The sequence below is a fragment of the Kitasatospora sp. NPDC093550 genome (genome assembly GCF_044764985.1).
Lineage (GTDB): Bacteria > Actinomycetota > Actinomycetes > Streptomycetales > Streptomycetaceae > Kitasatospora.
Window position 1 is genome coordinate 200816 of the sequence record NZ_JBIWJF010000013.1, and the last position, 14077, is coordinate 214892.

Annotated in this window: 12 protein-coding genes; 7 read left to right on the top strand and 5 right to left on the bottom strand. The window is 72.3% G+C overall.

The window, feature by feature from the left end:
- The first annotated feature begins 82 nt into the window (after positions 1 to 82).
- Positions 83 to 685: a malonic semialdehyde reductase gene (locus ACIRD3_RS22290; protein WP_402219278.1), complete on the top strand. Its 603-nt coding sequence runs from the start codon at positions 83 to 85 to the stop codon at positions 683 to 685.
- 72 nt (positions 686 to 757) lie between these two features.
- Here ACIRD3_RS22290 and ACIRD3_RS22295 read toward each other — a convergent pair whose 3' ends face one another.
- Positions 758 to 1294 (bottom strand): DUF4245 domain-containing protein, encoded by a 537-nt coding sequence (locus tag ACIRD3_RS22295; protein WP_402219280.1) that lies wholly within the window; start codon positions 1292 to 1294, stop codon positions 758 to 760.
- Positions 1295 to 1509: 215 nt separating this feature from the next.
- Between ACIRD3_RS22295 and glpX the strand changes: the two genes are divergently transcribed.
- Positions 1510 to 2550 (top strand): class II fructose-bisphosphatase, encoded by a 1041-nt coding sequence (gene glpX / locus ACIRD3_RS22300; RefSeq protein ID WP_387749748.1) that lies wholly within the window; start codon positions 1510 to 1512, stop codon positions 2548 to 2550.
- A gap of 133 nt (positions 2551 to 2683) precedes the next feature.
- On the opposite strand, the gene ACIRD3_RS22305 is transcribed toward glpX, so the two are convergent.
- Positions 2684 to 3115, bottom strand: a complete 432-nt coding sequence (locus tag ACIRD3_RS22305; protein ID WP_402219283.1) for a WhiB family transcriptional regulator — start codon at positions 3113 to 3115, stop codon at positions 2684 to 2686.
- Between the two features lie 265 nt (positions 3116 to 3380).
- The gene (locus ACIRD3_RS22310) at positions 3381 to 4136 is read right to left on the bottom strand and encodes a DUF1707 domain-containing protein (RefSeq protein WP_402219286.1); all 756 of its coding nucleotides are present in this window, start codon (positions 4134 to 4136) and stop codon (positions 3381 to 3383) included.
- Positions 4137 to 4281: 145 nt separating this feature from the next.
- Here ACIRD3_RS22310 and ACIRD3_RS22315 point away from each other — a divergent pair, with 145 nt between their 5' ends.
- Positions 4282 to 5949, top strand: a complete 1668-nt coding sequence (locus tag ACIRD3_RS22315) for a fumarate hydratase (RefSeq protein ID WP_402219289.1) — start codon at positions 4282 to 4284, stop codon at positions 5947 to 5949.
- Positions 5950 to 6023: 74 nt separating this feature from the next.
- Here ACIRD3_RS22315 and ACIRD3_RS22320 read toward each other — a convergent pair whose 3' ends face one another.
- A complete protein-coding gene (locus ACIRD3_RS22320) occupies positions 6024 to 6782 on the bottom strand; it encodes a GntR family transcriptional regulator (RefSeq protein ID WP_402219291.1) in 759 nt (252 codons plus the stop codon).
- 137 nt (positions 6783 to 6919) lie between these two features.
- On the opposite strand from ACIRD3_RS22320, the gene ACIRD3_RS22325 reads away from it, so the two are divergent.
- Complete coding sequence (locus ACIRD3_RS22325; RefSeq protein ID WP_402219294.1) at positions 6920 to 7123, top strand: hypothetical protein; 204 nt, start codon at positions 6920 to 6922, stop codon at positions 7121 to 7123.
- Between the two features lie 250 nt (positions 7124 to 7373).
- Here ACIRD3_RS22325 and ACIRD3_RS22330 read toward each other — a convergent pair whose 3' ends face one another.
- Positions 7374 to 7658, bottom strand: coding sequence for a hypothetical protein (locus ACIRD3_RS22330; RefSeq protein WP_402219297.1), 285 nt, complete (start codon positions 7656 to 7658; stop codon positions 7374 to 7376).
- Between the two features lie 214 nt (positions 7659 to 7872).
- On the opposite strand from ACIRD3_RS22330, the gene ACIRD3_RS22335 reads away from it, so the two are divergent.
- The 3 genes from ACIRD3_RS22335 to ACIRD3_RS22345 all read left to right on the top strand — a co-directional run bounded on the left by ACIRD3_RS22335 (position 7873) and on the right by ACIRD3_RS22345 (position 14069).
- Positions 7873 to 10833 carry an AfsR/SARP family transcriptional regulator gene (locus tag ACIRD3_RS22335; RefSeq protein ID WP_402219299.1) on the top strand — a complete coding sequence of 987 codons (2961 nt, stop codon included), beginning with the start codon at positions 7873 to 7875 and terminating at the stop codon, positions 10831 to 10833.
- Between the two features lie 504 nt (positions 10834 to 11337).
- On the top strand, positions 11338 to 12102 hold the full coding sequence (locus ACIRD3_RS22340) for a class I SAM-dependent methyltransferase (RefSeq protein ID WP_402219302.1): 765 nt from the start codon (positions 11338 to 11340) through the stop codon (positions 12100 to 12102).
- 56 nt (positions 12103 to 12158) lie between these two features.
- The gene (locus ACIRD3_RS22345; RefSeq protein ID WP_402219305.1) at positions 12159 to 14069 is read left to right on the top strand and encodes a SpoIIE family protein phosphatase; all 1911 of its coding nucleotides are present in this window, start codon (positions 12159 to 12161) and stop codon (positions 14067 to 14069) included.
- Positions 14070 to 14077: the final 8 nt, after the last annotated feature.

Below are 14077 nucleotides of genomic sequence, written 5' to 3' on the forward strand. Positions count from 1 at the left end.
TGAATATTCACCTATGTTGGAGGAAGTGATCGGCCACGGCCGCTCACCCCGACGAACCCCCTCCCGCATGAGGTGCAGAAGCATGACCACCGACGCCCTGGTACTCGACGCCGCCGCTCAGGACCTGCTGTTCCGCGAGGCCCGCACCGCGAACACCTTCACCGACGAGCCGGTCTCCGACGAGCAGATCCAGGCGATCTACCACCTGGTCAAGTTCGGCCCGACCGCTTTCAACCAGCAGCCGCTGCGCGTCGTCCTGGTCCGCTCGGCCGAGGGCCGCGAGCGCCTCGTCCGGCACATGGCGGACGGCAACAAGGCCAAGACCGCCGCCGCCCCGCTGGTCGCCATCCTGGCCGCGGACAACGAGTTCCACGAGGAGCTGCCGACCCAGCTCCCGCACTTCCCGCAGGCCAAGGACATGTTCTTCTCGGAGCGCAGCGTCCGTGAGCAGTCCGCCACGCTGAACGGCGCCCTGCAGGCCGCCTACTTCATCATCGGCGTGCGCGCCGCCGGGCTGGCCGCCGGCCCGATGACCGGCTACGACGCCGACGGCCTCAACAAGGAGTTCTTCGGCGACGGCGAGCACTCGGTGCTGGCCGTGGTCAACATCGGCAAGCCGGGCGAGGACGCCTGGTTCCCGCGTTCGCCGCGCCTGGAGTACGACGAGGTCGTCACCACCGTCTGACCCGTCCCGCGCCAAGGGCCCCGCACCGGTTCGTCCGGTGCGGGGCCCTTCGGCGTTCCGCCGATCGCCGCGCTACTTCAGCGCCTGCGCCAGCTCGGCCAGCTCCTCGTAGGAGGCGGTGCCGGTGAGCACGGTCGTGCCGGGGCCGCCCTGCGCGGCCAGCGCGCGGGCCTTCTCGCCCTGCACCCGGTCCCAGGTGCGGCCGGCCACGTCGGAGGTGCCGTCCGGCTTGCCGCCCGCGACCTTGTCGGCCAGCAGCGCGTCGCGCGACGCGTCGGTCTGCTCGACCGCCGCGTACTGGCCGGACGGCGTCACGAAGCCCAGGTGCCAGGCGTTGCCCTTGCCGTTGTTCTGGTCGGCCGGCCGGTAGCTGACCGAGGTGGCCCGCCACTTGTCGGACAGGCCCTCCGGGGCGAGCAGCGGGTACGGCGCGGCACGCTTGGCGGTGGCCGCGGCCACCCTGTACTCGACCACGTGCACCGGGTCGCTGTTGGCGTCGTGCGGGAGGAACAGGTACCCGATCCAGACGACGAAACCGACCGCCAGCATCGACAGGACCATGTCCCGTACGGTCTGGCGACCCCTCATGCCCTTGCTCTCTGCAGCCACCCCCACATGGTGACTCATCCACATCCGGGGGCGGCCACCCGGGGTGTCCACGTACGGGTGAAGCGGGACGAACCGGTGCTTTTCGCCGAGGGGCGGCGACCCGCGCCACAGACAGTCATCTCGTGGGCAGATACGATCGCAGAACCCTCACCACGGCGTTCGACCAGGCAGTAGTCGGGCGCTCACTGGCCGTCGCGTACAGAGAGGTAACGACGATGACCACGCAGTACCCGCACCACCTTCCCAGTGCCCTGGAGGTCGCGCCCGAGGCCCCGGACCGGAACCTCGCGCTCGAACTCGTCCGGGTCACCGAGGCGGCCGCGATGGCCGCCGGCCGGTGGGTCGGACGTGGCGACAAGAACGGCGCGGACGGCGCAGCCGTCAAGGCGATGCGCACCCTCGTCTCGACCGTCTCGATGAACGGCGTGGTCGTCATCGGCGAGGGCGAGAAGGACGAGGCCCCGATGCTCTACAACGGCGAGCGGGTCGGCGACGGCACCGGCGCCGAGTGCGACGTCGCGGTGGACCCGGTGGACGGCACCACCCTCACCGCCAAGGGCATGAACAACGCCGTGGCCGTGCTGGCGGTGGCCGACCGCGGCACCATGTTCGACCCCAGCGCCGTGTTCTACATGGACAAGCTGGTGGCCGGGCCGGAGGCCGCCGAGTTCGTCGACATCACCGCCCCGGCGGCGGTCAACATCCGCCGGGTCGCCAAGGCCAAGGGCAGCGCCGTCGAGGACGTCACCGTCGTGGTGCTCGACCGCCCGCGCCACGACGGCCTGGTCCGGGAGATCCGCGAGGCGGGCGCCCGGATCAAGTTCATCTCCGACGGCGACGTGGCCGGCGCCATCATGGCCGCCCGCGAGGGCACCGGCGTCGACCTGCTGATGGGCGTCGGCGGGACCCCGGAGGGCATCATCGCGGCCTGCGCGATGAAGTGCATGGGCGGCGTGATCCAGGGCCGGCTGTGGCCCAAGGACGACGCCGAGCGGCAGAAGGCCCTGGACGCCGGGCACGACCTGGACCGGGTGCTCACCACGGACGACCTGGTCAGCGGCGAGAACGTGTTCTTCGTCGCCACCGGCATCACCGACGGCGAGCTGCTGCGCGGGGTGCACTACCGCTCGGAGACCGCCACCACCAGCTCGCTGGTGATGCGCTCCAAGAGCGGCACGATCCGCGAGATCAACTCCACCCACAAGCTCGCGAAGCTGCGGGCCTACAGCGCGATCGACTTCGACCGCGCCAACTGACGCACCGGCGACGACGCGTCCTGCGGACAGCAGGCAGCGGCCCCGGCGGGGATCCTCCTCCGCCGGGGCCGCGGCACGTCCGGCCCCGGGTCCTCGGCTCCTCGGCGCCGCCTCCGGGGTCTTCGGCCCGCCGTCACCCGGCTATCCGGCGCCGCGCGGCCGCCGTCACCCGGGCCGCCTCGCGCAGCTCCGTGTCCCGGCGACGGCGCCGGGCCAGGACCACCCGCCGCTCGGCGGCCGTCAGCCCGCCCCAGACGCCGTACGGCTCCGGCTGCGCCAGCGCGTGCTCCCGGCACTCCAGCAGCACCGGGCAGCGGGCGCAGACCTGCTTGGCCTGCTCCTCCCGGGACAACCGGGCCGCGGTCGGCTCCTTGGAGGGCGCGAAGAACAGCCCCACCTCGTCCCGCCGACACGCCGCACCGGTGTGCCAGGGGTTGTCCTCGCCCGCGGGGGCACCGGCCGGGCCGCCCGGGGGCTGCGGCTGCGGGCGGACGTCGGGACGGCGCTCCAGCAACTGGGCGGCGGCGACTGGCGAGGTGGTGCGGGACTCGATCGGATGCAGCACGGCCGTACTCCTGACGAGGCTCTCGGACACGGGGAACCCTCGCTCCCCTGCCCGGCTGCGAGCCCCCGCTGTCCAACCCTCCGGAACGGCCGCTGGGCCGCCTCCGGTGCGCAGCCGTACAAGAAGCGATGTGCGGAAGGAACTACCCCGCCCGGCCCCGATTCATGCACACTGCACGCAATCGACTACGGAGTGCACCCGGCGCAACGTCGAGCGCCCGACCGGGAGTTGGTCCCCGGTCGGGCGCCGTGCAGGTCAACAGGGACTATTCGGTGCCGAGTTGGCGGCGGACCCACTCCTTGAGCTTCTTGCCCCGGCGCGGCTTGGCGGTGCAACCACCGAACAGGGCAAGGCCCTTGACCCGGACAACCGGAGCGTACGGATCCGCGGCGGTCTGCTCGCGGACGTCGAAACCGCCGAACAGGCCGACCCCGGCGCCCTGCAGGCTGACGTTCTCCGGCACCCGGACCTCGACCCCGCCGAACACCGCCACCACCACGATCTCCACCTCCGGAGACTCGAAGACGGCGTCGCTCAGGTCGATCTCCACCCCGCCGAACGCGGCGAAGGCCTTCAGGTGCGAGCCCACCCGCCAGCGGCCCTTGCGGGACGCGCCGCCGAAGACCGCCACCACGGCCGGCGACTCCTGGCGGGCGGGCGGCTGGGGCGGCGCGGCCGGCGCGCCCAGCGGCTGCTTCTCGAAGGACAGCGGGCGGGCCGGCAGGTCCCGGGTCAGCGGCGCGAGCTCGCCGAAGGTCTTGGCGGCGTACGCGGCCTCGATGCGCTCCGCGTGCTCGTCCGCGTCCAGACGCCCCTCGGCGTAGGCGTCCCGCAGCAGTTCCGCGATCCGCTCGCGGTCGGCGTCCGAGACGCGCATCTCCGCCTGCGCGACCGGCGCGTGCGACGGCTGCGGCTGCGGCTTCGCCTCCGGCGTGGCCTCGGGCTCGAGTTCGGACTTGGTCATCGGTACGGGCGCCGGCACCGGCTGCCCCGGATCGTCGTGCGACGGCGAGTTGTCCACGGGATCAGCCTAGTCGCTCGCACTCCAGCCCGAGTGAGCCCGGTCACGCAAGGCTGACCTGTCCGCATGCCGACCGCGACCGGGTCCTACCCTGGATGGTGCTTCGCCGACGCAGCCGCACCACTGGACCCTAAGGACCGCCCCGATGGCTCCCACGCCAGACTTCGAGTACAGCGACCTGCTCCCCCTGGGCGCTGACCCGACCCCGTACCGCAAGCTGACCTCCGAGGGAGTCTCCACCTTCGAGGCGGGCGGCCGCACGTTCCTCCAGGTCGAGCCCGAGGCCCTGCGGCTGCTCACCGCCGAGGCGATGCACGACATCTCGCACTACCTGCGCCCCGCCCACCTCGCCCAGCTGCGCCGCATCCTGGACGACCCGGAGGCCAGCCCCAACGACCGCTTCGTCGCGCTCGACCTGCTGAAGAACGTCAACATCTCGGCCGGCGGCATCCTCCCGATGTGCCAGGACACCGGCACCGCGATCGTCATGGGCAAGCGCGGCCAGAACGTGCTCACCCAGGGCGGCGACGAGGCCGCCATCGCGCGCGGCGTGTACGACGCGTACACCAAGCTCAACCTGCGCTACTCCCAGATGGCCCCGGTCACCACCTGGGACGAGAAGAACACCGGCAACAACCTGCCGGCCCAGATCGAGCTGTACGCCACCGACGGCGACGCGTACAAGTTCCTCTTCATGGCCAAGGGCGGCGGCTCCGCCAACAAGTCGTACCTGTACCAGGAGACCAAGGCCATCCTGAACGAGGCCAGCATGCTCTCGTTCCTGGAGCAGAAGATCCGCTCCCTCGGCACCGCGGCCTGCCCGCCGTACCACCTGGCCATCGTGATCGGCGGCACCAGCGCCGAGTTCGCGCTGAAGACCGCCAAGTACGCCTCGGCGCACTACCTGGACAACCTGCCGACCTCGGGCAACGCCAAGACCGGCCACGGCTTCCGCGACCTGGAGCTGGAGGCCAAGGTCACCGAGCTGACCCAGAAGATCGGCATCGGCGCCCAGTTCGGCGGCAAGTACTTCTGCCACGACGTCCGCGTGGTGCGCCTGCCCCGCCACGGCGCCTCGCTGCCCGTCGCCATGGCCGTCTCCTGCTCCGCCGACCGCCAGGCGCTCGGCAAGATCACCGCCGAGGGCGTCTTCCTGGAGCAGCTGGAGACCGACCCGGCGAAGTACCTGCCGGACACCACCGACGAGCACCTGGACGACGACGTGGTGCGCGTCGACCTCGACCAGCCGATGTCCGCGATCCGCGCCGAACTCTCCAAGTACCCGGTGAAGACCCGCCTCTCGCTCACCGGCACCCTGGTCGTCGCCCGCGACATCGCCCACGCCAAGATCAAGGAGCGCCTGGACGCCGGCGAGGGCATGCCCAAGTACCTGCAGGACCACCCGGTCTACTACGCGGGCCCGGCCAAGACCCCCGAGGGCTACGCCTCCGGCTCCTTCGGCCCGACCACGGCCGGCCGGATGGACTCCTACGTCGACCAGTTCCAGGCGGCCGGCGGCTCGATGGTCATGCTCGCCAAGGGCAACCGCAGCAAGCAGGTCACCGACGCCTGCGCCCAGCACGGCGGCTTCTACCTCGGCTCCATCGGCGGCCCGGCGGCCCGCCTCGCCCAGGACTGCATCAAGAAGGTCGAGGTCCTGGAGTACGCGGAGCTCGGCATGGAGGCCGTCTGGCGCATCGAGGTCGAGGACTTCCCGGCGTTCATCGTGGTGGACGACAAGGGCAACGACTTCTTCCGCGAGACGACGGAGGGCCCGCTGATCACCAACCTCCGGGTCCGCTCCAAGGAGTAGCCCGTAGGCTCCCGAACACCTCCGAACCGCCCCGGCCGCCTCCCGCGCCCGGGGCGGTTCTCGTAGCGACCGGCTCAGGCGTCGAAGTCGTACTCCAGGACGTAGGAGGCGGCGTCCAGGATCATCTCGTTGAGCTCGACCACCTGGCCCTCGTCGGCGAAGGCGGTGCGGCAGATCAGGATCACCGGGGTGCCGGCGGACAGGTCGAGGCGGGTGGACTCCTCGCCGCTGGGCATCCGGGAGCGGACCTCCTCGCGGAAGTGCACGGGCTTGGCGCCGATCTCGGCCAGCCGGGCGTAGGTACCGCCCGGGCCGGTGTCCTCGCGGGTGATCGCGGTGCCGGCCACCAGACCGGCCGGCAGGTACGAGGTGGAGAGCAGCACCGGCTTGCCGTCCAGGACGAAGCGGCGGTTCCGCACGCACATCGGAGCGCCCGGGTCCACACCCAGCACCCGGGCCACGTGCTCGGGCGCGCCCTGCTCGGTCACGGACACCTGGTCGACCACCAGGGTGCGGTTGTCGATGTCCGCCGACCATATCGACCGGCCGGACCCCCACTGCCCCTGCGCCAGCCGCTGGATGCCGCGCCGGCGCAGCGGCCGGAAGTCCCGGACGAACACCCCCGCACCGCGGCGCGCCTCGGCGATGCCCTCGCTCTGCAGCACCCCCAGCGCCTGGCGGGCGGTCATCCGGGCCACGCCGTACTCGTCCATGAGGTCGTTCTCGCCGGGCAGGCGGTCCCCCGCGCGGTACCGGCCGGTGTCGATGGCCGCCTTCAGCGCCTCGGCGATCCGCTGGTACTTGGGCCGTTTGTCGCCAGTGCTGCCGGTCATCGCCGCTCCCTCTGCCTCGGACAAATCGTAGGCGCGCCTGCGGCCGCTAGTAAGCAGATACGACCGTTGACATCTCTAGAGATATTAGCTTCTCTAGAGATGCTGGCCAGTCGCCTCCCAGAGCGAGGAGCACAGCGGTGAGCATCCGACAGCGCAACGCCCCGGCCTACCGACCGCACGTGGGTGAACTCGTCCTCGACCGGAGGACCGGACGCACCGGCATCTACATGGACACCATCGGCGGCGAGTACTACCTGCGCCCCGAGGGCGGCGGCCTCGAATGGGCCGTCGAACCCGCCCACGTCTCACCCGTTCCTGGGCCGCGCGAATCGGCTGAATGAGTTCGGCGTCGATAATTCCGGCGAAATCCCCGCGAACGGCAACATTCCGGACTTCGCAATCCCCGCGGTGAATCCGTAATTCCGGAACGCCCCGCGCGCGCCGCCGGGCACGTTACGGACAACGCCGGTCACCATGCGTGCACCGGGGGCGGGAATCGGCCACCGACCCGCCGGGGTACGAACTGGCGCGTACACCACCAGCAGTGCCCCCGCGCCCTGACGGGGCACGGGGGCACTCGAGGGGAACGGCTTACGGGTGGCCGCCGATGACGCTCTCCGGCACGTACTTCTTACCGGGCTCGTCGGTGGTCGGCGCGGTGGGCTCCGCCACGTGCTCGGCCTCGTCGCCGAAGAGGTCGTCCTCGACGTTCGCCTTCTGCTCGTCGGTCGGCGCGGTGTACTCGGCCGGGTTCGAGGTCGCTGCCACCGCGCCCTCGACAGTCTTGCCCGCCTCCACAGCGGCGGCCGGAGCCTCGGTCTTCGCCGCGTTCTCGGGCGCCGACGCCACCGGGGTCTCGCTCTGGTCGTTGGCCATGGGGCGGCCGCCTTTCGGTCATCAAATGTGTCCAGCCCGACCTCCGTGGCGCGGGCGCGCGGACAGTATCGTAGGGTTGATTAAATGTCCGATAAACATCGTGTGGCTTGCGCTGCCGTCCGGCAGAGTCGGGCGTCCGCCTAAGCTGAAGCACCGCGGCGGACCGCCGAGCGCCCTTTCACGGAATCGACACCACAGGCCATCGGGGGACTTCATGGAGTTTCGGGAGACGCCGCAGACCCCTGCGCTGCGCTTCCAAGTCCTCGGTCCGGTCCAGGCCTGGCTCGACGGCAAACCCCTCTCCCTCGGATCCCCCCAGCAGCAGGCCGTCCTGACCACCCTTCTGCTGCACTCCGGACGCCCGGTCACCACGCAGGACCTGGTCGACGCGCTCTGGGGCGACCGGCCCCCGACCCAGGCGGTGGCCGCCCTCCGCACGTACGTCTCCCGCCTGCGCTCCGTCATCGAGCCCCGGCGCGAGGTGCGCCGACCGGCCGAGCTGCTCGTCTCCGTCGCCGACGGCTACGCGCTCCGCATTCCGGGCGAGGCGCTCGACCTGACGGTCTTCGAGCGGCTCTCCGCCGAGGCCACAGCGGCTCGGACCTCGGGCGACAAGCACGAGGCGCACCGGCTGCTGCTCCAGGCACTGGACCTGTTCAGCGGCCGTCCGCTCACCGGCATCCCCGGCCCCTACGCCGACACCCAGCGGCAGCGCCTCGCCGAACGCCAGGTCGCCGCGGCCGAGGAACTCTGCTCCACCGCCCTCGACATCGGCCTGCACGCCGAGGTCGTCGGCGAGCTCAACAGCCTGACGGCCGAGCACCCGCTGCGCGAACGCCTGCGCGAGCTGCTGATGCTGGCGTTGTACCGCTGCGGCCGGCAGGCCGAGGCGCTCGGCGTCTACACCGACACCCGCAAGCTCCTGATCGAGGAGCTCGGCGTCGAGCCGGGCACCGGGCTGTCCGCGATGCACAACCGCATCCTCGCGGCCGACCCGGCGCTCGCCCTTCCGGCCGCAGCCGACCGCGCTGTGCGCGAGGACGGTCCGGCCGCACCTCCCGCCCCGGCTCAACTCCCTGCTGACGTCTCGGACTTCAGCGGCCGCACCGAGTTGGTCGGCGACCTCTCCACGGTCCTGATGAACGCCACCGGCCAGGCCGTGGTGGTCACCTCGCTGGCCGGCATCGGCGGTGTCGGCAAGACCACCCTCGCGGTGCACGTCGCCCACCGCGTCCGCGCCGAGTTCCCCGACGGACAGTTGTATGTCGACCTGCGCGGAGCCGGCGCCTCGCCGGCCGATCCGGTGGTCGTCCTGGGCGACTTCCTGCACGCGCTCGGCGTCGCGGAGAACCCGGACTCGCTCGAGCAGCGTGCCGCCCTGTACCGCTCGCTGCTCGCCAACCGGCGGATGCTCATCCTGCTCGACAACGCCCGCGACGCCGAACAGATCCGCCCGCTCATCCCGGGCGTCTCCGGCTGTGCTGTGCTCGCCACCAGCCGCTCCCGGCTGGCCGGCATCCCCGGTGCGCAGCTTTTCGACGTCGAGGAACTGACCCCGGCTGAAGCGCTGGCGCTCTTCTCGGCCATCGTCGGTGAGCAACGGGTCGCCGCCGAACCGGAAGCAGCCATGAAGGTGGTCACCGCCTGCGGCTTCCTGCCGCTGGCGGTCCGCATCGCCGCCGCCCGGCTGGCCAGCCGCCCGCGCTGGAGCGTCTCCGACCTGGCCAGTCGGTTAGCCGATCAGCGACGGCGGTTGGACGAACTCCAGCTCGGCAACCTCGCCGTGGAGACCACCATCGGACTCGGCTACGGACAGCTGTCCACGGACGAGGCCCGCGCCTTTCGGCTCCTCGCCCTGATCGACTCGCCCGACATTCCCCTGGCGGCCGCCGCGGCGCTACTCGGCGTGGACGAGTACACCGCCGAGGACCTCGCCGAGGCGCTGGTCGAGGCGAACATGCTGGAGTGCTTCACCCCCGGCCGCTACCGCTACCACGACCTGCTCCGGCTGTACGCCCAGCGGCAGAACGAGCGGATCGGGGACACCGGGGAGCAGGAGCGGGCGGTGCTGCGCCTGCTCGACCTGCTGATTCCGACCGTGCGCAACGCGGCCCAGGTCATCGAGCCGGACGATCCGCTGCCCGAGCTCCTGACCTCCCTCACCCAGCCGGGACTCGACCTGCCCACGAGCCAGGCCGCGCAGGACTGGCTTCGGACCGAGGGTTCCCTACTGCTCAGCGCCGTCGAGGCTGCCGCGCCAGGCCCCGGTGCCCTGCAGCGGGCTGCCGTCGACCTCTTGAACTACCTGTTCAGCATCGACCCGGACCCGACCCGCGGCCCTCGCATGCTCCGGGTCCTGGAGGCGATCGGCGAGGACACGCAGCACCGCGACGACTCCGCCGGAATCGCCCGGGTGTACTTCGCCCTCGGCACCCTGCAGTCCATCACCAGCGACTTCCAGGGGTCCGAGCGGTCCTTCCGCCGCAGCCTGGACCACCAGGCGCCGAACGACCCGACCGTCCTGCTCCTGGCCGCGGCCAACATGCTGGGCGTGATCCTGAGCGTGGGCAACCGTCCGGCCGAGGCCCTGCCGTTCCTCGAACAGGCCCTTACCATCAACCGGCAGGTCGGCACGGCCATCGGCGAGGCCAGGCTGATCAGCAACATCGCTCGCGTGCAGCACCGGTTGGGTATGACCGAGACGGCGGTCCAGTCCGCCCGGGACGGTGTCGCCGCCGCACGGGCCTCCAAGAACGGTCCGCTGCTCGCCCAGACCCTCTACCAGCTGGGCGTGGTGCTCTCCGGCGGTGAAGCCGTCCCGCATCTGCGCGAGGCGCACCGGCTGTACCAGTCCCAGCAGAACGCCCTCTGGGAGGGATACGCCCTGGCCCGCCTCGCCTCCGCCCTGTTCGCCGACGAGCAGCCTGTCGAGGCTGCCGAGACGGCCGGCGCGTCGTTGGCGATAGCCCAGGAAATGGACTTCGCCTACTGCCAGGGCCTGGCCAACGCCGCACTGGGCGAGGCACTGCTGGCCCTCGCCCAGCCCGCTCGCGGGCTCGCGTGCCTCCAGGAGGCGCACGCGATCTTCACGCGGCTCGGTGTGCCCGAGGCCTCCCCCGTGGCGGACCTCATCTCCCAGCAGCACACCGAGCCCATCATTCCCCCGGCGCCGTAAGGCCTCCGCTCCCCCTCGGAGTACCTCCCCCGATCCGCGCGTCGGCGCTCCCGCAGCCCCCCGGCTGCGGGAGCGCCCTCAACGCTTCCCCGGCGCTGGACTCCACTGTGCACCGCACCGATTGACGTTCGATAAACGTCCGATAGTCAGCCTGCAGATCGGAGAAACCGCAGGTCAGCGCCGCCGTCCCGGCGTCACCCCTGGCGTCACCCCCGGCGCTCCGTACGGCGCGCGGGCCCTCGCGCACCACCCCGGCCCGCACCGCCGTGCTTCCGCAACCCCGGCCACATCGACCCAAGCACGACGAGTTGGCCGGAAAGGGACCCCATGGCGCGGTGATCGCGCATATTCTCAGATGCCAGTACGCACACGAGTGTCCGTCGCGAGCGCGCCGGGGTGCAGTCGGTCCGCGTGCTGCTGGGAGTGTGACACGCCGCCACCGGCAGCGGCCCGGGAGGCCGCCGAGAGCCGACCGGAGGCACGGGTGGAAGGGTGCCTCTCAACGTGACGACCGGACGGATATCCGACCCGTTCCCCGTCGGCGAGGACGCCGGGGACGACGAGCCCGAGGTACGGCGGCGCCGGGCGGCGCGGGCCCTGCAGGCGGTCGCCTTCGACACCATCGGCGCGGGGTACGGCGAGGCCTTCCCCGCGAAGGACGGACAGCTGGCCTGCGGCCGGCGTCTCCTCGCCGGGCTGGAACCGGGCGCCAGGGTGCTGGACGTGGGCTGCGGCACCGGTGAGCCGACCGTCCGCCAGCTGACCGGGGCCGGGCTGCGGGTGACCGGTGTGGACCTCTCCGACGTGATGCTGACGCTGGCCCGGCAGGCGGCGTTCCCCGGCGCGATCCCGCCGGTGTTCCATCGGATCGACCTGTACGATCTGGCCACCGAGCGCGCCGACCGGGTCTGGAACGCGCCCGCGCTCGGACCGGACGGCCACGGCACCTTCGCCGCCGTCACCGCGTTCTTCACGTTGATCCTGCTGCCGCAGGACGAGATCCCGACCGTGCTCCGGCGGCTGCGCGAACTCCTGCGACCGGGCGGACTGCTGGCGCTCGGTATGGTCGAGGCGGACCTGGATCACGTTCCGCTTCCGTTCCTTGGCAGAGAGCTGCGGATCAGTGGGTATCTGAGGGAGGATCTGGAGCGGGTCCTGGTCGCATCCGGCTTCGCCGTCGAGGAGTGCTCGGGGCATCCGTACGCGCCGGCCAGTACCTCGCTGCCGCCGGAGGAACAGCTGTTCCTGTGCTGTCGACGCGTCGGCTGATCGACCGACCGGCCCAGAACACCCCCATCGACCCACCGAATCCAGGACAGGCAGCCGTGCGCGACCAGCTCAAGACCGAGGCGGAGCAGCCGCCCGCCGTCCCGGGCCAGCGCCGCCAGGTCCCGGCCCAGGCACCGGCTGCGGCTCACGCCCCGGCGCCGAACCAAGCCCCGGCCCCGGCTCCGGCCCAAGCCCCGGCACCGGCCCCCGCGAAGCCGTCCGCCGCCCGCCCGGAGCGGGCCGAGGTGGCGGACCGCCTCGCCTACCTCGACTCGGCGACCCGGCGGATCAACAGCGCCCTCGACCTGGCCGCGACGCTGCGCAACATCGGCCGGGTGCTGGTCCCGACGCTGGCCGACGCCGCCGTGGTCCACCTGCGCGACCCGCTGCCCAACGTCGAACGCGAACCCGGCTTCCCCGAGGAACTGCGGATCCACCACAGCACCGGCACCCGGATCGGCCGCCGCGGCCGCCCGGGCGGCTTCGACGACCGGCGCCGCTCCCGCTACGGCGCCCGCTCGACCGCCGACAGCGGGCCCGCCACCCCCGTCACCCGCGGCGGGGCGCTCGCGCACGCCCTGCTGAGCCGCCGCCCCGCCGAGCCCGCCGTCCTCGGCACGCCCGGCGCCGAGCGCACCGAGGTGCTGCTGCGCGAGCTGTACGGCACCCGCGGGGTGGCCCGGCTGGCCGCGGGCACCTCCGTCCTCGCCCTCCCGCTGCGCGGCCGCAAGGCCGTCCTCGGGCTGTTGGTGCTGATCCGCCGCCCTCCCGAACGCAGCGGCCGCCCGGTCTTCGACGCCGCGGACACCGCGACCGCCGCGCACCTCGCCACCCAGGCCGGGCTGGCCGTGGACACCGCCCTGCGGTACGCCCGCGAGTGGGAGATAGCCAACGAACTCCAGCGCAGCATGCTGCCGTTGCGGCTGCCGCAGCCGCACGGCGTCCGGCTCGCCCAGCGCTACCTGCCCGGCGAGCGCGGCGCGCAGGTCGGCGGCGACTGGTACGACGCCGTCCCGCTGCCCGGCAACCGGGTGGCCCTGATCGTCGGCGACGTGATGGGCCACTCACTCACCTCGGCCGCCATCATGGGCCAACTGCGCACCAGCGCGCAGACCTTGGCCGCCCTCGACCTGCCTCCGCACGAGGTGCTCTACCACCTGGACGAGCAGGCCCAGCGGCTCGGCCGCGAACAGCACCTGGCCACCTGCGTGTACGCGGTCTACGACCCGATCGCCAACCGGGTGGTGCTGGCCAACGCCGGACACGTCCCGCCGGTGCTGGTCCGCCCGGACGGGACGGCCGAGCTGGTGGAGCTGGACTCCGGGGCGCCGATCGGGGTGGGCGGGGTCGACTTCAACTCCGTCGAGCTGCCCGCGCCGCCCGGCTCGGCGCTGCTGCTGTTCACCGACGGCCTGGTGGAGACCCGCAGCCGGCCGATCAGCGACGGCCTGGAGGTGCTGCGCGCCCGGATCGCCGCCGCCCGCTGGCAGTCTCCCGAGCAGCTGTGCATGGAGGCACTGCGGATCCTGCCGCCCGGCGACCGCGGTGACGACATCGCCCTGCTCGGCGCCTGCTTCGACGGCATCCCGGCCGGGGACGTCGCGCACTGGTACCTGCAGCCGCGCAACGAGACGCCCGGCCGGGCCCGCCGGCTGGCCGCGCACACCCTGCGCCGCTGGGGGCTGGACGAGCTCAGCGAGGCGACCGAGCTGATGGTCAGCGAGCTGGTCACCAACGCCGTCCAGCACGCGACCCGGCCGATCACCCTCAGCCTGGTGCGCACCACCCGGCTGCGCTGCGAGGTCGGCGACGACAGTCCGCTGCTGCCGCGGCCGCGCCGCACCGGGCCGGAGGACGAACGCGGGCGCGGGCTGCAGATAGTGGCCAGGTGCGCGGACCGCTGGGGCGCGACCCGGCTGGGCACCGGCAAGGTGGTCTGGTTCGAGCAGCGGCTGCCGCAGCCGTAACCGGCCGC